General features: G+C 50.6%; 20 protein-coding genes. 16 read left to right on the top strand and 4 right to left on the bottom strand.

Going from position 1 to position 18222, the window contains the following annotated elements:
• Positions 1 to 124 precede the first annotated feature (124 nt).
• The 7 genes from FT643_RS21500 to ung all read left to right on the top strand — a co-directional run bounded on the left by FT643_RS21500 (position 125) and on the right by ung (position 5396).
• The gene (locus FT643_RS21500; protein ID WP_156873481.1) at positions 125 to 796 is read left to right on the top strand and encodes a TonB-dependent receptor; all 672 of its coding nucleotides are present in this window, start codon (positions 125 to 127) and stop codon (positions 794 to 796) included.
• 9 nt (positions 797 to 805) lie between these two features.
• Positions 806 to 1177 carry a hypothetical protein gene (locus FT643_RS21495; protein WP_156873480.1) on the top strand — a complete coding sequence of 124 codons (372 nt, stop codon included), beginning with the start codon at positions 806 to 808 and terminating at the stop codon, positions 1175 to 1177.
• Between the two features lie 257 nt (positions 1178 to 1434).
• The gene (locus FT643_RS21490) at positions 1435 to 1905 is read left to right on the top strand and encodes an aminoacyl-tRNA deacylase (RefSeq protein WP_156873479.1); all 471 of its coding nucleotides are present in this window, start codon (positions 1435 to 1437) and stop codon (positions 1903 to 1905) included.
• 92 nt (positions 1906 to 1997) lie between these two features.
• Positions 1998 to 2435: a YtoQ family protein gene (locus tag FT643_RS21485; RefSeq protein WP_156873478.1), complete on the top strand. Its 438-nt coding sequence runs from the start codon at positions 1998 to 2000 to the stop codon at positions 2433 to 2435.
• An 88-nt stretch (positions 2436 to 2523) separates the two neighbouring features.
• Positions 2524 to 3666 (top strand): oxygenase MpaB family protein, encoded by a 1143-nt coding sequence (locus tag FT643_RS21480; protein WP_156873477.1) that lies wholly within the window; start codon positions 2524 to 2526, stop codon positions 3664 to 3666.
• Positions 3667 to 4000: 334 nt separating this feature from the next.
• Positions 4001 to 4669, top strand: coding sequence for a TetR/AcrR family transcriptional regulator (locus FT643_RS21475; protein WP_156873476.1), 669 nt, complete (start codon positions 4001 to 4003; stop codon positions 4667 to 4669).
• 34 nt (positions 4670 to 4703) lie between these two features.
• Positions 4704 to 5396 carry a uracil-DNA glycosylase gene (gene ung, locus FT643_RS21470; protein WP_156873475.1) on the top strand — a complete coding sequence of 231 codons (693 nt, stop codon included), beginning with the start codon at positions 4704 to 4706 and terminating at the stop codon, positions 5394 to 5396.
• Positions 5397 to 5400: 4 nt separating this feature from the next.
• Here ung and FT643_RS21465 read toward each other — a convergent pair whose 3' ends face one another.
• Positions 5401 to 6282, bottom strand: a complete 882-nt coding sequence (locus FT643_RS21465; RefSeq protein ID WP_156873474.1) for an AraC family transcriptional regulator — start codon at positions 6280 to 6282, stop codon at positions 5401 to 5403.
• Positions 6283 to 6415: 133 nt separating this feature from the next.
• Between FT643_RS21465 and FT643_RS21460 the strand changes: the two genes are divergently transcribed.
• Genes FT643_RS21460 through mmsB form a run of 4 tightly spaced genes read left to right on the top strand, consistent with a single transcriptional unit; the run spans position 6416 to position 11203 of the window.
• Complete coding sequence (locus tag FT643_RS21460) at positions 6416 to 7936, top strand: CoA-acylating methylmalonate-semialdehyde dehydrogenase (protein WP_156873473.1); 1521 nt, start codon at positions 6416 to 6418, stop codon at positions 7934 to 7936.
• A gap of 49 nt (positions 7937 to 7985) precedes the next feature.
• Complete coding sequence (locus tag FT643_RS21455; protein WP_317622097.1) at positions 7986 to 9152, top strand: acyl-CoA dehydrogenase family protein; 1167 nt, start codon at positions 7986 to 7988, stop codon at positions 9150 to 9152.
• Positions 9149 to 10267, top strand: a complete 1119-nt coding sequence (locus FT643_RS21450; protein ID WP_156873471.1) for an enoyl-CoA hydratase/isomerase family protein — start codon at positions 9149 to 9151, stop codon at positions 10265 to 10267. The genes FT643_RS21455 and FT643_RS21450 overlap by 4 nt, the downstream gene beginning before the upstream one ends.
• A gap of 21 nt (positions 10268 to 10288) precedes the next feature.
• Positions 10289 to 11203, top strand: coding sequence for a 3-hydroxyisobutyrate dehydrogenase (mmsB, locus tag FT643_RS21445; RefSeq protein ID WP_156873470.1), 915 nt, complete (start codon positions 10289 to 10291; stop codon positions 11201 to 11203).
• A 34-nt stretch (positions 11204 to 11237) separates the two neighbouring features.
• On the opposite strand, the gene FT643_RS21440 is transcribed toward mmsB, so the two are convergent.
• Positions 11238 to 12086: an HDOD domain-containing protein gene (locus FT643_RS21440; protein ID WP_156873469.1), complete on the bottom strand. Its 849-nt coding sequence runs from the start codon at positions 12084 to 12086 to the stop codon at positions 11238 to 11240.
• 32 nt (positions 12087 to 12118) lie between these two features.
• Positions 12119 to 13120 carry a CAF17-like 4Fe-4S cluster assembly/insertion protein YgfZ gene (ygfZ, locus tag FT643_RS21435; RefSeq protein ID WP_198043773.1) on the bottom strand — a complete coding sequence of 334 codons (1002 nt, stop codon included), beginning with the start codon at positions 13118 to 13120 and terminating at the stop codon, positions 12119 to 12121.
• Between the two features lie 153 nt (positions 13121 to 13273).
• Between ygfZ and FT643_RS21430 the strand changes: the two genes are divergently transcribed.
• Both FT643_RS21430 and FT643_RS21425 read left to right on the top strand, forming a co-directional pair.
• Positions 13274 to 13546: an FAD assembly factor SdhE gene (locus FT643_RS21430; protein WP_156873467.1), complete on the top strand. Its 273-nt coding sequence runs from the start codon at positions 13274 to 13276 to the stop codon at positions 13544 to 13546.
• Positions 13533 to 14051 carry a protein YgfX gene (locus tag FT643_RS21425; protein WP_156873466.1) on the top strand — a complete coding sequence of 173 codons (519 nt, stop codon included), beginning with the start codon at positions 13533 to 13535 and terminating at the stop codon, positions 14049 to 14051. Before FT643_RS21430 ends, FT643_RS21425 begins: the two co-directional genes overlap by 14 nt.
• On the opposite strand, the gene nadB is transcribed toward FT643_RS21425, so the two are convergent.
• Positions 13966 to 15624, bottom strand: a complete 1659-nt coding sequence (gene nadB, locus FT643_RS21420; protein ID WP_156873465.1) for an L-aspartate oxidase — start codon at positions 15622 to 15624, stop codon at positions 13966 to 13968. The two genes, FT643_RS21425 and nadB, sit on opposite strands and share 86 nt — an antisense overlap.
• Before the next feature lie 218 nt (positions 15625 to 15842).
• Here nadB and rpoE point away from each other — a divergent pair, with 218 nt between their 5' ends.
• Genes rpoE through FT643_RS21405 form a run of 3 tightly spaced genes read left to right on the top strand, consistent with a single transcriptional unit; the run spans position 15843 to position 18219 of the window.
• Positions 15843 to 16433: an RNA polymerase sigma factor RpoE gene (gene rpoE / locus FT643_RS21415; RefSeq protein ID WP_156873464.1), complete on the top strand. Its 591-nt coding sequence runs from the start codon at positions 15843 to 15845 to the stop codon at positions 16431 to 16433.
• A 34-nt stretch (positions 16434 to 16467) separates the two neighbouring features.
• Positions 16468 to 17196 carry a sigma-E factor negative regulatory protein gene (locus FT643_RS21410; RefSeq protein ID WP_156873463.1) on the top strand — a complete coding sequence of 243 codons (729 nt, stop codon included), beginning with the start codon at positions 16468 to 16470 and terminating at the stop codon, positions 17194 to 17196.
• Between the two features lie 3 nt (positions 17197 to 17199).
• Entirely contained in the window at positions 17200 to 18219 is a 1020-nt protein-coding gene (locus tag FT643_RS21405; RefSeq protein WP_156873462.1) for a MucB/RseB C-terminal domain-containing protein, read from the top strand.
• Positions 18220 to 18222 lie beyond the last annotated feature (3 nt).

The following is an 18222-nucleotide window of genomic DNA, read 5'->3' as shown; positions in this document are numbered from 1 at the left end:
TCCAGCCCCGGAGGGCGAAGGTACACCAGAACGCGAATTCGGAGTAAATTTCCCTACGCTAAAGAGGGCAAATGCAATTTAATTTTTAAAGAGCTGGTGCAAATCAGGTTGACACGTTCCGAGGTTGCGTATAGCCTACATTGAAAATTTCCAAGGTTACTATGCAGCAAATCAGACTATTGAACCAACGACTTTGATGGGGTTCTCGCAGTTTTATTCAGACCCTGCTGGAACCCGGAGTAAGAACTACTCGATCGCAATTGATAAGGCGTTGTCACGCTTTTTCGCATATGGGATTTCTTATGTAGATCGAAATCTGGAGCTCGAGGCCGTTCGCAATGGTACTGAAATTGTCGATACCTTGTCGACTAAGGAACGGATAGCCGACGCCTACTTTCAATATATACCAAATGTTCAAGTTTCTATGTCTATGGGACTGGGGTGGGATCGTCGGTCGACGGCTGAGATTGTTTCAGAATCTGATTCACTCTATGTTGATCTTTATTCTGTCCCTTTTGTCGTATCATTGTTCGCTGATAATGGCGCTTCATTTACAGTAAAGCAGACCTACTTCAAGCAAAGGTTTAGTTCATTACAATCTCCCGATCGACAAAAACAGAATACATGGATTACTAGCGTAATCGCAGGTTATCGCTTTCCAGGCCACTTTGGCTCGCTTGAATTCGGATTGGATAATCTATTTGATGAGTCTGATGAGTTTGTAAATTACGACGCTACGACATTAGCATTTTATCCCGGGCGCCTGTGGTTTGCGGCAATCAATATTAATATATAGGAGCAAGATATGAATAAAGCTATGTTGAAAAAGTATTTGTTGGGGGGCGTTGCAGGTGTGGCTGTTTCGTTGAGTGTAACCGGTTGTGCAATCGCAGGTGATGCGAAAAATAATGTGCCCGGTAAGGGCGCTGATCATTACGACACTGCGAATTATCTGCCTTTTCGCAATGCGTTTAGTCGTGAGGGTAAGCCCGTGTTCTTGGATGAGAACGGGAAGGAGCTGCAAGGTCGTGATGTAAAACTTCCTTTGGAAGCAAAAAAGATTTACAGCCTGGAATCCTTTACTGTGGGCATATTTACAGGTTCCTGTTTCATGTTTGCTTCTATGGGTGGAGGGGTATTCAAATCCTACCCCTTACCAAGTAGCTTCTGTGCATAAAAACGCCCATACCCCTCTATTTCGAAAGAGATAGGTCCCCTAGACTGAAACCCAGTCCGAACGCTGTCTGGCTTCCTGAAAACCAGTTAGCGTTCGGTGCTATAAAAATTTTTCTGTCCACCAAATTGCCTTCGCTTCCTATATGCCCCCTGACTCAATCTGTTATTTCGTTTAATTATTTAGACAGCGCTAGGAATCACTTCTAACCTTAAGGTGAAATTAAGGTTCGTGATGTAGATCACAAAAGGAGGTGCGTCATGCCAGTACGCGCGTTATCAGAATATCTGGATAAGAACGATGTTAACTATCACACTTATAACCATACCCCGGCTGTGACGGCGTCCGAAGTGGCTCAGTCTGCCCATATTCCCGGAGCACAACTTGCTAAAACCGTTATCGTGAGCGGAGACGGAGAGCTGGCTATGGCGGTGTTGCCTGCTCACCAAATGATCGATTACGACCGGTTAAAGCGGTTGATGAAAGTGAGCAGTCTGGTGTTGGCTCGCGAAGACGAATTTACCAAACGCTTTCCCGATTGCGAAGTTGGCGGTATGCCTCCTTTGGGTGGGATGTATGAAATGAGCGTGTATATGGAAAAAAGTTTGCTGAAACACGATTGGCTCGCTTTCAATGCCGGGAACCACACCGAGGTGATTAAAATGGATACGGGCGTTTTGAAACGCTTGATCCGTCCAGTATTGGGTGGCTTTGTACAGCTGGAGGAGTAATGATGTCCGGATTGTGGGTGCATCCGGTAGCGCAATTCGTTGGTGTATAATGCGGCTCTATTTTTATCATATTGAGAGAAGAGAGAGCCGTTATGTTGTGGACAGTCTATTTATCCGGAGAAATACATACTGATTGGCGCGAGCAGATTATCGCTGGCGCAAAAAAGCTGGAACTGCCTATTCAGTTTAGTTCTGCCGTGACCGACCATGATGCCAGTGATGCCGCCGGGGACGTACTGGGTGCAGAGGAAAACGCTTTCTGGCGCGACCACAAGTCTTCGAAAGTGAATGCCATCCGCACTCAGTCCTTGATAGAGAAGGCCGATATTGTCGTCGTGCGATTCGGTGACAAGTACAAGCAGTGGAACGCGGCTTTTGATGCTGGTTATTGTTCGGCAATGGGCAAACCCTATATCACCTTGCATGATGAGTCGATTATTCATCCCCTTAAAGAAGTAGACGCCGCCGCTTTGGCTTGGGCTCAAACGCCTGCCCAGGTCGTGGATGTACTTCGCTATGTGGTCAAATAGAGAGCAGAACTCATGAGTTCTTGCCCGGCTGCGCACCATCTGATACTGTTCTGGAACCAATCAGTCATCACTCATTCGGTGCGCACTCATGCCTACAACAGAAGAACTAATAAAAATAGAGAAAGGCCCGCAAACCCCGCAACAACGAATTTGGTGGGATCGTTATTCTCATGCCAAGTTGGAACAATGGCGGCAGGTGTGTGACGATTCCGCAGACGCCTGCACTGCGCTGATTAAGCGTGGCAGACCCTCAGATATGCTCGATGAGGTTGAACTAAGAGCAAAGCAAGAAGGCGGCGTTTTTGAGGATTTCATGCGTCAATGCCATGAAGTTCCGGGCTGGGTGGATTTTGATGCGTTGGAAGAGGGCAGCCGTGTATTTCGCCGCTATGCGCCTTTGCAGGGCTTGGTCTTACTGTGCAGTAGCCTGGTTGAAGGCTATGCCTATAACAAGCCATCCCAGGTGCTGGTGGCGACCGGCCGCCTGCAAAAAGACGTTACCCGCCGTATCTATGAAACCGGACAATTGCTCCACAATATGGTTGGTGAGGGCAATATCCGTCCTGGCAGCATCGGCCATCGCACCCTGGTTGAGGTGCGACTTATTCATTCTGCCGTTCGCCAATTTTTGTGGAACTCCGGAAAATGGAATGTGCAGAAATACGACCAGCCTATTAATCAGGAAGACATGGCTGGCACGGTGATGGAGTTTGATTTCATGGTTGCGCGGGGCATCGGTAACCTGGGGGTCAACCTCAGTTACGAGGAAAAGAGTCTGATGCAATATTTCTGGCGCTACGCCGGGCACGTGTTAGGCGTGCACAATGATTTATTGCCGGCCACCCTGGAGGAGCAGGAAATGCTGGCGCTGCAATTGTCTTCCCACTTATATAGCCCGAGCCCGGATAGTGAAAAACTGGCAAAAGCCCTGTTGAGGAACATGGCAGGCCAAGCGCCGTTTTACCTTTCAGAGGGTATGCTGACCGCGTTTAGTGAGTTGTTAATCGGGCCTTTGGTGGCACATGACATTAATTTGAAACCAGAATTAGCGGATCGTATTCGGGTGCGCCTGTTGCGTGAAGTCATTCGGGTTACAGCGAAAGGCCGTTATTTTGCTCCTGAAATGCTGCAAAAGTTGGTTGAACAGAGTAATCACAAACTGCGCCGGAAAAACATATTTGATGGCTTGGGGGGCAACCCCGAACGCTTTGCTTTTCGGAGCCTGGCCTGACCCATTTGGTCACATTGTGACCTGGTCGGGAAATAGCCTGCCCTGATTTCGTTGTGTAAAAAGTAGAAAACCTAACCAATATCAATTGGATAGCGCGAATAGAAAAGTTGGCAAGGCGATTGCAAAACAACCAATAGCAGCGACATAATTAGAACAAGCTGTTCTGTTTCTTGCTGGGAGCCCCACTCTACATTCCCCCGTAGATGGGGCCTTTTTTTGCTTAATTGTTTGTTGATTGCTCTCTAAATTGGTTGTTATTGTTCCTTATCGCTATGAAATGATTAGCATTTTCACGTATCATCTGATTTTGTATGACTGATGGGTGCCCAACAAAATGTCAGAAGATACCACCTTAAATTATCGTGGACGTAAAGCCTCCCGTGCCCGTAGTGAACAACGTCGACGCGCTATCCTTGAAGCCTCTCTACGAATTGTCGTTGCCGATGGTGTGAGAGGGATTCGGCACAGAGCCGTTGCCAAGGAAGCCAATGTTCCTCTTTCTGCAACCACATATTACTTTAAAGACATATCCGATCTGATTGCTGATACGTTTATTTTATTCGCTGAAAACGCAATGAACGACGTACTGGACCCGATTTACAAGAATGTGGGTGAATTTATCGGCGAGCATAAGGCCTACGTCGGTAGTAGCACCGAAACAAACAATCGAGTGGTCGAGGCGTTGGCCATGATGATTGTAGCCTTCCTCAAGCACGAGCTAACAGAAAAACGCGATCATATGATTGCAGAGCAAGCATTCAAGCATGAGTGCCTGCGTGATAGTCGGTTGCGTGAAGTGGCAAAAGCGTATTTTGAATATCTGATGAGCGAAATGACGGAGCTGTGCCGAGTCATCGGCGTCGCGGATCCCGACATTGCCGGAGAGTTATTAATAGGTACTTTAGACCGGCTCGAACATGAAGCACTGATGGTTCCGGTGGAGGAATTTGATGAACAACGCGCCAATAAAATAATGCAGCGTCAACTACGTGCCTTTTTATAGGCGTAATTTTCAATAATTCTTAGTGAACGCAAAAATGTCCAAGTCTTCAGATACGATAAAACTTGAGCCGAGCTGGAGAGCCCATCTTCTGCCGGAATTTGAGCAGCCTTATATGAAGGCGTTGAAAGTTTTTTTGCAGCAACAAAAGCAAGCCGGAAAAATCATATACCCGCCGGGAAGCGAGTATTTTAATGCGTTTAACCTGACTCCGTTCGAGCAGGTCAAAGTGGTTATTCTGGGGCAGGATCCCTATCACGGGCCGAATCAGGCGCACGGGTTGTGCTTTTCTGTTCGCAAAGGGGTGCCGTTTCCTCCCTCTCTACGCAATATATTCAAAGAAATACAGGACGATTTGGGCTTGCCTATTCCGTCCCATGGCTGTTTAAACCATTGGGCGGAGCAGGGGGTGCTACTTTTGAACAGCGTGCTGACAGTTGAACAGTCCAAAGCGGCAGCTCATCAGGGGCAAGGCTGGGAGCAATTTACGGATGCGGTGATCCGTGAGTTGAATGAAAAGCGTGAGGGTATTGTGTTTATGCTCTGGGGTAGCTATGCCCAAAAAAAAGGTCAGTTCATTAATGTAAAAAAACATTGTGTTCTTAAATCCCCGCACCCCTCACCACTGTCATCGCACCGGGGCTTTTTTGGTTGCAAACACTTTTCGCAGGCCAACGCCTATCTGAAATCGAGAAAGCTGGCGCCGGTGGACTGGTCCGTCCCCGATTGAGTCGCTACACATTTTCCAGTTTGCGGTATTCCCTTGGGGATAAGCCGGTCACCTTTTTAAATAACCTGGAAAAATAGTGGGCGTCATCGTATCCGAGGGTTTCCGCAACTTCTGCAACAGAGCGCGATGACACATCCAGCAGATAACAGGCCCGCTCCATTTTCAGGTGAATAAAATGCTGAATGGGGGCATACCCGGTAATTTCTTTATATCGCTTGCTGAAGTGGTATTTGGAGAGGTGCGCCAACTCGGCCAGCGTTTCCAGCTCAAGATCCCCATGCAGATTGGACTTCATCAGTGTTTGAATTGCCGCCAGATCAATCTGGCTACGTGAAGGTTGCAGTTGTCGGCTGGTGAGCATGGCCAGGTAACTTATAAATTGCTTTAAGCACTGGGATGCATGAATCAGTGCCTTCATGTTGTATCCGGTTTCCCTCGCATCGAAGATGGACTCAAAATCCGCCACTATTTTCGGGTGCAAGCCGATGGTCGCTACACAATTCCCTTCGGACAGCCCGATGTGTTCGATATAGTGACTTGCGCGGGTGCCCGAAAAGTGAACCCAATAGAGTGTCCATGGGGTGTGGGAATCGGCGCCGTATTCATGGGCTGTTCCTTTGGGAATCAAGATGAGTTGACCCGCGGAGACCGGCGTGCGTTTGCCTCCGGCCGAGACATATCCTTTTCCCGCTGAGCAATACATTAATAAATGGTCTTCATGGTCAGAGCGCTCCATCAGATGCCCCTCGGCACAGGGATACAACCCCATGCCGTTGATATATAACGATTCAGTCAACGGGTGTTGCCGCAGTTGCCGGCTTGCAAACAGAGGAACAAAAAATCGGATAGCACCGGGTTTAAGCGGCCAGCCGGAAGAAACGGGCATAAGGGCTCCTGCCAATTACCATAATCACAATATAGTCCACTTTATCCGCAATATCGTCAATGTCACTTCGCTGTCGGTTATGCTACAAAGATAGGCAGGACACAAGTATCCCCGTGCAACCCAGGAATCGATCATGACACAGAGCAACCAAGACAACAGCATAACGAAAGTAAAGCAGCTTATCGGTGGTGAATTTCAATACAGTTCCAGCGATGAATGGATTGAAGTAAACGATCCTGCGACGCAAAAAGTGATCGCGAAGGTGCCCTGTACCACCGCAGAGGAAATGCGCCAGGCCATCGACAGCGCTAAAAACGCATTCAAAACCTGGCGCAATATTCCGGTGCCTGCCCGTGCCCGGATTATGCTGGCGTATCAGGGGTTGTTGAAAAAGCACCATGACGAACTGGCAGAGATTCTGGCCAAAGAAACCGGCAAGACCTTTGAAGACGCAAAAGGCGATGTGTGGCGTGGCATTGAAGTAGTTGAGCACGCTGCGAATGTGCCCAGCCTGATGATGGGCGAAACCGTTGAGAATGTTGCCACCTCGATCGACACTTATTCCTACATGCAGCCTCTTGGTGTGTGTGTCGGTATTACCCCTTTTAACTTTCCGGCCATGATTCCCTTGTGGATGTTCCCTCTCGCTATTGCCTGCGGTAATACCTTTATTCTGAAACCTTCAGAGCAAGATCCGATGACGCCAATGCGGCTTGCGGAATTGTTTCTTGAAGCAGGAGCGCCGCCCGATGTGCTTCAGGTTGTGCATGGCCGCAAAGAACAAGTGGACACGTTATTGACCGAGCCTGATGTGAAAGCCATTTCGTTCGTTGGTTCTGTGCCGGTCGGACAATATATCTATAGCACCGGTACCGCCAATATGAAACGCGTGCAGGCGTTTGCTGGTGCCAAAAACCATATGGTGGTTATGCCCGATGCCAATCGCCAGCAAGTGATTAACAACATTGTGGGCGCGTCTGTGGGTGCAGCAGGGCAACGCTGCATGGCGATCAGTGTGTTGGTTTTGGTCGGGCAGTCCAGCGAATGGATTGATGATATAACCGAAGCGTTGGGTCAGGTACATCCCGGCGCCTGGAATGATCCGGAAGCGGCCTACGGACCACTCATAAGCCCCCAGGCAAAGCAGCGTGTGGTGAAGCTGATCGCGCAGGGCAAAGAAGAAGGTGCGACCTGTTTGCTTGACGGTAGCCAATGCGAAGTGGATGGCTTCCCGGACGGAAACTGGGTGGGCCCGACCTTGTTCACCAATGTCACCCCTGAAATGAGCATTTATAACGAAGAAGTATTCGGTCCTGTGTTGAGCGTCATCAACGTGGACACCCTGGAAGATGCGATCGAACTCATAAACAATCATCCTTGCGGTAACGGTACATCATTATTCACAGCGAGCGGAGCCGCTGCGCGCAAGTATCAACATGAAATAGAAGTAGGTCAGGTGGGTATTAATATTCCGATTCCAGTGCCCCTACCGTTCTTTTCCTTCACCGGTTGGAAAGCCTCGTTCTATGGTGATCAACACGCTTACGGTAAGCAAGCCGTGCGCTTCTATACAGAAACCAAAACCATTACAGCCCGTTGGTTTGAAAGTGATATTGCCGATACCGGTATTAACATGACGATTAATTTGAAATAAAAATCGAAAATCAGCCATTGTTATGCAGTCGGAAGGTGAGGCAGGTAAAGTGGATTTTAATCTAAATGACGATCAGCGGGCTTTTCAGGAAGCCGCCCGCAGTTTTGCCACCAGCGAGCTTGCGCCTCACGCAGCTCGCTGGGACGCAGAGGCATTATTTCCGGTGGATGTGATACGCAAAGCAGGGGAGTTGGGTTTTTGCGGGCTGTATTGTGACGAGAACGCCGGTGGCATGGGCTTTTCCCGGCTGGACTCTCACCTGGTGTTTGAACAATTGGCTTATGGCTGCACCGCCACGGCAGCCTATATCACCATCCATAATATGTGCACCTGGATGCTCACCGGATTTGCAGGTGAGACCCTGGTGCAAAAGTGGGGGCCAGGGCTTACCAGCGGGGAACTGTTGGCATCTTACTGTTTAACCGAACCCAACGCCGGCTCGGATGCGGCCGCACTCAAGACCAGTGCCAAGCGTCAGGGTGATTATTATGTGGTGAATGGCAGTAAGTGTTTTATTTCCGGGGCCGGTTCTACCGACGTGCTGATACTGATGGCGAGAACCGGAGATGCCGGCTCGGGTGCTCGCGGTATATCCTGCTTCGTGGTTCCGGCTAACAGTGAAGGCATCAGCTACGGACGCAAAGAAGACAAGATGGGCTGGAACTGCCAACCCACCCGCACCATTACGTTTGAAAACGTAAAAGTCGATGCAGGCAATCTGATCGGCAATGAAGGTGACGGGTTTAAGTTGGCGATGAAGGGCCTGGATGGCGGGCGAATTAATATCGCCACCTGTTCACTCGGAGCTGCTCAGGCGGCACTGGATACCGCACAGCGATACATGTTGGAGCGTAAGCAGTTTGGCAAGGCGATCGGAGATTTTCAGGGCTTGCAATTCAAATTGGCTGACATGCTGACGAATTTGGTTGCCGCTCGGCAAATGGTGCGGATGGCTGCTGTTAAACTGGATCAGAAAGATCCGGAAGCGTCCGTTTACTCGGCCATGGCGAAACGCTTTGCGACCGACGTCGGCTTTAATGTGTGCAACGATGCGTTACAGATTCATGGTGGATACGGCTATATTCGTGAATATCCTCTGGAGCGCTATGTGCGGGATTCACGGGTTCATCAAATTTTAGAAGGTACCAATGAAATTATGCGCCTCATTATCGCCCGGCGCGCATTGCTGGAAGGTGCTACGGAGATTATTCAATGACAGAGTCGGTTTTATTCAGCGAACTGAGCGCGACCAATGGCAAAAAGGTGGGTGTTGCCACGCTCAATATGGAACGCAAGCTGAATTCGCTCAACAGCGAGATGGTGTCAGCGCTCACTGACCAGCTTAAATTATGGGAAAAAGACAACAACGTTGCTGCAGTCTGGTTGCAGGGCGCAGGTGAAAAAGCGTTTTGTGCCGGTGGCGATGTGCGCACCTTGTGCGAAACGATTACTGACGTCGGTGCAAAAAAGGCGTTGCCCGACGTTCAGGCATTTTTTGAGAATGAATATCGGCTGGATTACTTGATCCATGTTTACGCCAAACCCATTATCGTGTGGGGCCACGGCATAATTATGGGTGGTGGTATTGGTTTGATGTCGGGGGCGTCACACCGGGTGGTGACGGAAGCGTCTCGTATGGCGATGCCGGAAATTTCCATTGGTTTATATCCTGATGTGGGTGGCACCTGGTTTCTGAATCACGCCCCGGGTCGAACCGGTCTTTTTTTGGGGCTGACCGGCGCCAATATAAATGCCGCGGACGCGCTCTTTGTTGGTATGGCGGATCGCTATATCGCAAGCGATTCGAAAGAAGCGTTGATGCAATCATTGCAGGAGCAGAGCTGGAGCGAATCCGAGGCAGACAACCAGGTGCTGGTTAGCCGGGTGCTAAAATCCTATGAAAACCTGGAGACACTGCCTGTATCGAATGTACGCGAACACTACGATCTGATTCAAGCGGTGACCGACGGAGCCGACCTGGTTGAAATAGCCGATCAATTCAATGCGCTGGATACTGAAAACAAGTGGCTTAACAAGGCCGCCGCGACGTTCAGATCAGGTAGTCCGACCACCGCTCATCTGGTTTATCAGCAATTGCTACGCGGTAAGAAGCTATCGCTGCCGCAAGTGTTCCAGATGGAGTTAGTGATGTCATTGCAGTGCGCATTGCATGCGGACTTTGTTGAGGGTGTGCGCGCTTTGCTGGTGGATAAAGATGGCAACCCAAAGTGGCAGTTTGATGCCATCGCCGATGTGCCGGCAAAGTGGGTGGAGCAGCATTTTCAACCACCATGGGACGCACCTAATCCGCTGTTAAATCTGGGCTCATAACGCAAATTCAGGAGTTACAACATGGCAAAGATTGGTTTTATCGGGGTCGGTAATATGGGTGGGCCGATGGCCGTAAACCTGATTAAGGCCGGGCACCAGGTAAAGGTTTATGACCTGTCCGTTCAGTTCGCAGAAAACGTAGTTGCCCAGAGTCAGGCCGGCACCGGTAGTGCCCACATTGTGGCGTCGCCTCAGGAAGCGGTGCAGGATGTGGAGTTTGTGATTTCGATGTTGCCATCCGGCAAGATCGTAGAAGATCTTTATATCCACCAGCAGGCAATCCTCAAATCCATGTCTGCTCAGACCCTGGTAATTGATTGTTCCACTATCGCAGCAGAAAATGCCATTAATGTATCCAATGCCGCTCAGGCGTTGGGGATTCATATGCTGGACGCGCCGGTATCCGGTGGTGTGGGAGGCGCAGTAGCTGGTACGCTCACCTTCATTGTGGGTGGTGACCAGGCCGCATTCGAAAAAGCCAATCCGATTCTGCAAAACATGGGTAAAAATGTCTTTCACGCCGGTGCCAGCGGTGCCGGCCAAACGGCCAAAATATGCAATAATATGCTTTTGGCTGTGCACATGATAGGAACCGCTGAAGCATTGCAGTTGGGTGTGGATAACGGCTTGGATGCTAAAGTCTTGTCCGATATTATGTTGCAAAGTTCAGGCAGGAATTGGTCGCTGGAATTATATAATCCGTTTCCCGGAACGATGGAAAATGTGCCATCCGCAAACGATTACAAAGGTGGCTTTCAAACGGATTTAATGAACAAGGATCTGGGCTTGGCGTTGGAGGCGGGGTTGCAAAGCCGTTCGACATTACCCATGGGCCAGTTAGCCAAAAGCTTATACGCATTACACGGCCGAAAAGGGTGGGGGAAAAAAGATTTTTCCAGCATTCAGGAAATGTTTGCCCGGGATGAAGATTCATGACCCGGGCAGCGCGCTGGTTAATTGGTTGACCTTTTTAGCTGTTCTGAAGCATTGCCATCGCGGCATCCATTTCTGCAGACAAGTCTTCGTCTACGGAGTCCGACATGTTGGGGGTTAACCCCATTCGGGTGAAGGCAGAAATGGTTGCCCAATCCTTCTGCATATAGGGATGCTCTGGTTTGTTCAGATAGGTTTGTAGATTGGCCACCATGACGATATCCACATAATCTGCTTTCTCACTACCGGTGTCTCTATCGAACTGGGCGTAATTCTGAGGCACTTCCACCAATTCTTTCGGAAAATCCCAGGATTTAAGGATTTTTACCCCGACTTGGGGGTGAATGGCCGAGATGACTTTTTGCAGCGTCATCGGATCGGTTAATTTGTTGGACTCTTCTGCGTAGGTCAGTATCGGTAGAATACCGATTTCGTGGATGAGTCCTGCCAGGGTGGCCTGGTCGGGTTTGAGTTTTGTGTAATGTTTGCAGAGTACATTGGCAATACCTGCCACCTCGGTGCTGTGATGCCAGGACTTGCGCATGGTTTTATCGATAAACTCCGAAGTCGCCTGAAACATTTGCTCCATGGCCAACCCGGTAACCAGGTTTGAAATACAGGTGATTCCCAGTCGGGCAATTGCCATCTGTACATCTTCAATTTCGCGAGCGCCTCGCATGATGGGGCTATTGGCAACCTTGATAATTCGGGCCGTCATAGCCGCGTCATTATTTATAACCTTCGCCAAATCACTGGCCGATGCGTTGGGATCTTCGGCGGTTTCCCTGGCTCGCAATGCCACTTCAGGCAGCGTCGGCAACACCAGTCGGTCGTTGTCAATTAATTCATTTATTTCGTGTAAGGTGACATCTGCGACATTCGTCATCAGTGATTCGCTTCCTATGCAGGTCTACTTAATTAAGTTATAGCATAGGGAAGCGGAAGTGGCCGGATTTGACAGTCGGGATTGCGCTCCAACTTGAGATTTTGTGATTCAGATTGCTCCGTTTTCAGGGTGCACAGCACCCTTGCCGTGTGGCTGTTCACCTGAGCAGTCGCTAACACGGTACCTGCACCGGCGGCGGAAAGAATTTTGTCTCCCACATTGATGGCGATACAGTCGGAGATCTCCAATGCGGCTGTGCGGACTTTGGTCTGGCCTCGGTAATGTATGCGGGCAATGATCTCCTGGCCTTTATAGCACCCCTTTTTAAAACTGACCCCATTTATTAGGTCGTAGTTGATTTCCTGCGGAATCCACTGTTCTGATTGTGCATTAACGATCTGCACTACGCCTGAGTTAATGCTATAGAGCTGCCAGGCATTGTCCCCACAGAGCTGAATGTTGGCATGCACGCAGGAAGCCGCAAACTGTTGCGCCTTGTCTGGTGAAATTAACCCGATTAGGTGCCCGCAGGACAGATGCAGCAATGCGCCGGTATCGTTAAGCGTGGCATGATCGGGTGGCGGCATTGGCCCCCACACAGGGTCGATTGCGCCTTCCGGATTGTTTCCACCGAGCCCCACGAGCAGGTAGTCGTCCGACGCTGAGAGGCTCGCTTTAGAAAACATGGCAAATTTGCGCAGCGCGTTCAAAGTGGGCTCCACCTGATCTGCGGGCAGAATCAGGTAGTAATTATTGTTCAGGAATGCAGCGATAAAGGTGGTCTGGGTGCGGCCTTTGATATTGCAATGAGCGCCTGCTTTGGGGTGGCTTTCGGTTACTTGCGCCATATCACAAGTGACCTGACCTTGTAGAAAGGCTTCAGCGTCCTCTCCCTCAACCTTGATCAATCCGAAGCGGGTTAGCGCTGCGGCAAACGGCTGGCCGGAAAGTACCGCAGAAGCTTCCTCTTCCATTGATTGAAAGAGAAGGCCCGAAGCGGAGATTTGAGCATTAGTAAGACGGTCGGACCACATATAACCTCCTGCTGTGGTTTGGGGGCTGTTGTCGTGTGTTGAAGGGCGATCCATCATACGGCTTGACAGGCAAAATGTCAGTGCCTGTCTTTTTACAGGGCAGGGTGACGCAGTTTTTTATATAATGCGCGGACTTTAATGGAGCAGCAATGGATGACCGAGACTAATCATAACCAACCTGAAAGCAGACGCCGTTTGCAATGGCAATGCCGCCGGGGCATAAAAGAGGTGGAGGTGTTGTTGATTCCCTTCTTTGAGCAGCGATTCGATGGCCTGGAGGCGTTAGATCAGGCGCTATTTGAACGTTTGCTGGAACAGCATGATGTGGATTTGTTTGAATGGTTTACCTACCGCTCAAAACCCCAGGATGCGGAGCTGAATCGAATGGTGACGATGGTGCTGAAGCGTGTGGATGCCGGAACTTGAACTCCGAGGTTCAGTCAGTTTCAGCCTGCTGATAGCCGTGTTGCATGGCTTGGTCGTTGTGGCCCTGCTGCAGTTGCCTGCCGCATTTCTGTGGTTGCTTCCAGTGGCGGTGTTGTCGTTGTTGCTCACGGTGGCAAAGTACGGCTTGCTGTTATTGTCCCGCTCGGTGCGGAAGATACGGCTTGCCCATGATGGCTGGTATTTGGGATTGAATAACCAAGTACAACTGGGGCCCTTCGAGCTGGACGATGCGACCCGTCTTGATAGCGGCTATTTGCGATTGAGTCTGCGTCGCTCTGCGCTGGAGCGACGTCATCTGATTATCAATCGGGAAATGATCGGAGCTGATCAATTTCGTCGCCTGTCCGTATTCTTGCGTTGGGCCAGCGAAAAAGGCCAGCAACCTGAGGCGGCGAACCTCAGGATTCGCTTGAAGACGTTTCTGGCGCAACGCCTGCCTGCCGGGCCCAGGCTTCGGAAGAGTAGTTCCCGGGCACCAAAATAGTGTCTTTTGCTTCGGGTAGCATGTCGGGGTAATCCAGAGTGTAATGCAGCCCCCGGCTTTCCTGGCGGGATAAAGCACAACGGACGATTAGCTCTGCTACCTGCACCAAATTGCGCAGTTCAATCAGATCGTTGCTGACTTTGAAGTTATTGTAATACTCCAGAATTTCCTGTTTCAGCATATTAATGCGGTGAGTGGCCCGCTGCAGGCGTTTATCGGTTCGCACAATGCCGACGTAATCCCACATAAAGCGCCTTAACTCATCCCAGTTATGAGAAATGACAACGGCTTCATCGGAGTGGGTTACCTGGCTTTCATCCCAGTCCGGCACAGTTGGAGCCGTAAAACCCTGATCGAACTGTTGGTGAATATCTTTGCTGGCCGCAATGGCGAAGACCATGCATTCCAGCAATGAATTACTGGCCATACGATTAGCGCCATGCAGTCCGGTGAAGGCAGTTTCGCCCACCGCATACAGGCCGCCCAGATCCGTGCGGCCATTCAAGTCTGTTAATACGCCACCACAGGTATAATGGGCTGCCGGTACGATCGGAATAGGCTCCTGGGCGATATTGATGCCCAGACTTTTGCAGCGGTCAAACACGGTGGGAAAGTGGCTGCGGATAAACGCTTCTGGCTTGTGTGTAATATCCAGATATAGACAGTCTACGCCCAGTCGCTTCATTTCATGGTCAATCGCTCGAGCTACGATATCCCGTGGAGCTAATTCTCCCATTTTATGGAAGCGATCCATAAACCGTTCCCCGGAGGGCAGACGCAACAACCCACCTTCACCACGAATGGCTTCTGTAATGAGGAAGGAACGGGCCTCCGGGTGATATAGGCAAGTGGGGTGGAATTGGTTGAACTCCATATTGCCTACCCGACAGCCAGCTCGCCAGGCCATGGCAATGCCGTCGCCGGTGGCGACATCCGGGTTGGAGGTATAAAGATAAGTTTTGCTGGAACCACCGGTACCGAGGAATACAAATCGGGCTTCGTGCACCTCAACTTCCCCGGTTTCGTTGTTGAGCACATAGGCGCCGAAGACCTGTTTGCCGCGCTGGCCCAGTTTCTGGCTGGTGATCAGGTCAATAGCGACTCTCGATTCGAACAGAGAGACATTGCTCTGCTGGCGTACTTTGTCGATCAGGGTGCTTGAGATGGCAAGACCGGTCGCATCGGCGGCGTGGATAACGCGGCGATGACTATGGCCTCCTTCCCGGGTCAGGTGGTATTCTCGGCGCCCGTCATCATGGACTTCACGGGTGAAGCCGACGCCTTGCTTGATCAGCCAACGGATAGCGTCAGGGCCATTTTCCACGGTGAAGCGCACGGCATCTTCGCGACACAGGCCGTCTCCTGCCTCAAGGGTGTCGTTGATGTGCGCCTCCAGAGAGTCACCCTCATCCAGTACCGCAGCCACGCCGCCCTGGGCATAGTAGGTATTCGCAGCAGTCAGGGGCCCCTTGCTGAGCACGCCGACCTTGGCAAATGGCGCCAGATGCAGGGCCGCAGTCAATCCCGCCGCGCCGCTCCCTATCACAAGAATGTCATGTTTGAATCGCGTCATAGACAATTTTCCGCAAACTAGATCAAAAACCGGTTATTATGGCTGCCAGATTCGGCCCGTAAAACGGCTAGTATACAATTACTTATCTGACTTGGCTCGCAATGATAATGGGCAGTTAAAATACATGCTATACGGGAACTTTAATCTTGAACTCAGGTCTTTACACCTACGCGCCCCCAAAAGAAGTGATCGGGGCCGAGTATGGGGAGTTTTAAGCAATGGCTGAGCGTCATTCCGATCAGCTATTAGTAGAGCGCGTGCAGAATGGTGACAAACGCGCATTTGATCTTTTGGTGAAGAAGTATCAACACAAGGTATTGGCCGTAATCGGCCGCTTTGTGCGAGACCAGGATGAAGCCATGGATGTGGCGCAAGATGCGTTTGTTAAAGCGTATCGAGCACTGGATCGGTTTCGGGGAGATAGTGCATTTTACACCTGGATTTATCGCATTGCTGTTAATACCGCAAAGAACCACCTGGTGTCCAAAGGCCGCAGGCCGCCGGATACCGACGTTGAAGTAGGCGAGGCTGAATACTACAGCGGCGGTGATGTGCTGCACGAATCTGCTGATCCTGAAAAAGAGCTCATGAGAGATGAGCTGGAAAAAGTGGTTTACGATGCGTTAAAAGAATTACCAGATGATTTGCGAACTGCGGTGACATTACGTGAATTTGATGGTCTGAGTTATGAAGAAATTGCTGCAGTCATGGATTGTCCCGTCGGGACTGTCCGCTCGAGAATATTTCGGGGACGGGAAGCAATAGATAAGCGTATCCAGGCTCTGCAATCCGGGGCCTCGGGCATGTAAATGAATGTAGAGTGGGTTTGAAATAGGTGTGACTATGAGCGAGAAAGGTTTGGACAGAAGCTCTGAAGAGTTGTCAGCGTTACTGGATGGCGAGATCAGCGAACTGGAATTGCGACGACTACTTAAGAATATCGAATCGGATCAGGAGTTGTGCCAGAAATGGTCACGCTATCAACTGTCCAGCGCGATATTAAAAGGACAGACCCGCGGTAAAGCGCTTGAATGGCAAAATGTCGATATTTCGGCACGGGTTCAGCAAGCGGTGGCGGATGAGCCGGCACTTGAGGTGTCAGCAAAGCCAAAAAGCCGGATCCGGTCGGGACTGATTAAGCCATTTGCCAACGTGGCAGTGGCGGCGTCGGTATCGGCAGCCGTGATTGTGGGTTGGCAGTCAGTGGGACAGCAACCGATAAACACAGCAAATGGTCCGGCACCGGCGTTGGCGGCGGCTTCGGCTTCCCCCGGTCCCAGCGTGGCAACACCGGTATCAACTGTTCCCCTTTATTCAGGGCAACAGCCGACCTCTCCGCGAGCGATGCCGGTGTCCCAGAATAATTTCGGTTACAGCGTTTTGAATCAGGGGCCGCAACCGGAAATGATACGCTACAACCCGGATGTAGATGATCGGCTGAACTATTATTTTCTGTCCCATTCAGGTAATGCCGCAGCCAATACGGCCAGCAGCGTGAGTCCATACGGACGAGTGATTACCATTAATCCAACAGCAGAGGAAAAAGCGGTCCGGGTTAATCTGGAGCAGTAGTTCATGAAGTGTTGGCCGCAACTCCTGCTGGGGCTGGTGATAACAATTCATTCATGGCCCGTTGTCGCGCAGGATTCCGCTGAACAATGGTTACAAAAAATGGTTACGGCCTCACATGAGGCCAGTTTTAAGGGCCGTTTAGTACTACTGAGTGGTGGTCGTTTAATTTCTTTGGCTGTCTTTCATGCCCCAATTCAAGGCCAGGTATGGGAGAGAGTTGTTCATCTGAGCGGAGAACCTGCCGAAATTATTCGTCAAGGGGATCGCACTTTCAGTGTCCACCGGATGAACTCCTCACAGTTGTCATCCCATGTCAGTGACGCAGCGCCTGCCCTTAAACCACCCTCCGGATTATCTACGGCTGGCAGCCCGGTCCAGAAATGGGAGTCGATTCAGCAGGGAATCCAGGCTGCCTCCAGGTATTATCGATTTGAACTGGTCGGAGAAGATCGTGTTGCCGGTCGCCCAGCTATTCTGATTGAGGTTGAACCGCTGGATTTACATCGCTATGGCTACACATTGTGGCTGGACGAGGAATCCGGTGTGTTGCTGCGTTCCCAAACCAATCCATTAAAGGGCGACCCGCTCGAAATCTTCGAGTTCGTGCAGCTTTCGCTGGTTGATGAGTTGTCGGTGGGTGATTTCCAGGCAGGTGAAAACTTGAAAATGCCTAAGCCTTTGAGTCGGAGTGAAGCGGAGCAACCCCTGCCGATCAGTGATATTCGTTGGCAGGCGGGCTGGGTGCCGGATGGTTTTGTTGCGGCGGGTCGCGCTGCATTGAGCCGGCAGTACCCCACGGTCAGTGTGAGGACTTATAGCGATGGTTTGGCAGCGTTCACCGTGTTCTGCGAAGCGCTGGATGCACCGGTGACAGAAAGCACCAGTTCCAGAGGCGCGACGGTGGCAGTTAACCGTAATCGGGACAAAACACTGGTGACCGTCGTGGGAGAGATACCCGCGGTAACGGCTGAGAAAATCGCGGAAAATGTAAAAATCTTGGCGGTCAACGAACGAACGCGTTAAAGT

This window comes from Ketobacter sp. MCCC 1A13808, from assembly GCF_009746715.1.
GTDB lineage: Bacteria > Pseudomonadota > Gammaproteobacteria > Pseudomonadales > Ketobacteraceae > Ketobacter.
Note: the sequence above shows the minus strand (reverse complement) of the source record. Positions and strands in the feature narration are given on the sequence as shown.

Bases quoted from the DNA above. Each gene is read 5' to 3' on its own strand.
- FT643_RS21495 (WP_156873480.1), top strand. From the start codon at position 806: ATGAATAAAGCTATGTTGAAAAAGTATTTGTTGGGGGGCGTTGCAGGT.
- FT643_RS21490 (WP_156873479.1), top strand. From the start codon at position 1,435: ATGCCAGTACGCGCGTTATCAGAATATCTGGATAAGAACGATGTTAAC.
- FT643_RS21485 (WP_156873478.1), top strand. From the start codon at position 1,998: ATGTTGTGGACAGTCTATTTATCCGGAGAAATACATACTGATTGGCGC.
- FT643_RS21480 (WP_156873477.1), top strand. From the start codon at position 2,524: ATGCCTACAACAGAAGAACTAATAAAAATAGAGAAAGGCCCGCAAACC.
- FT643_RS21475 (WP_156873476.1), top strand. From the start codon at position 4,001: ATGTCAGAAGATACCACCTTAAATTATCGTGGACGTAAAGCCTCCCGT.
- ung (WP_156873475.1), top strand. From the start codon at position 4,704: ATGTCCAAGTCTTCAGATACGATAAAACTTGAGCCGAGCTGGAGAGCC.
- FT643_RS21465 (WP_156873474.1), bottom strand. From the start codon at position 6,282: ATGCCCGTTTCTTCCGGCTGGCCGCTTAAACCCGGTGCTATCCGATTT.
- FT643_RS21460 (WP_156873473.1), top strand. From the start codon at position 6,416: ATGACACAGAGCAACCAAGACAACAGCATAACGAAAGTAAAGCAGCTT.
- FT643_RS21450 (WP_156873471.1), top strand. From the start codon at position 9,149: ATGACAGAGTCGGTTTTATTCAGCGAACTGAGCGCGACCAATGGCAAA.
- mmsB (WP_156873470.1), top strand. From the start codon at position 10,289: ATGGCAAAGATTGGTTTTATCGGGGTCGGTAATATGGGTGGGCCGATG.
- FT643_RS21440 (WP_156873469.1), bottom strand. From the start codon at position 12,086: ATGACGAATGTCGCAGATGTCACCTTACACGAAATAAATGAATTAATT.
- ygfZ (WP_198043773.1), bottom strand. From the start codon at position 13,120: ATGTGGTCCGACCGTCTTACTAATGCTCAAATCTCCGCTTCGGGCCTT.
- FT643_RS21430 (WP_156873467.1), top strand. From the start codon at position 13,274: ATGACCGAGACTAATCATAACCAACCTGAAAGCAGACGCCGTTTGCAA.
- FT643_RS21425 (WP_156873466.1), top strand. From the start codon at position 13,533: ATGCCGGAACTTGAACTCCGAGGTTCAGTCAGTTTCAGCCTGCTGATA.
- nadB (WP_156873465.1), bottom strand. From the start codon at position 15,624: ATGACGCGATTCAAACATGACATTCTTGTGATAGGGAGCGGCGCGGCG.
- rpoE (WP_156873464.1), top strand. From the start codon at position 15,843: ATGGCTGAGCGTCATTCCGATCAGCTATTAGTAGAGCGCGTGCAGAAT.
- FT643_RS21410 (WP_156873463.1), top strand. From the start codon at position 16,468: ATGAGCGAGAAAGGTTTGGACAGAAGCTCTGAAGAGTTGTCAGCGTTA.
- FT643_RS21405 (WP_156873462.1), top strand. From the start codon at position 17,200: ATGAAGTGTTGGCCGCAACTCCTGCTGGGGCTGGTGATAACAATTCAT.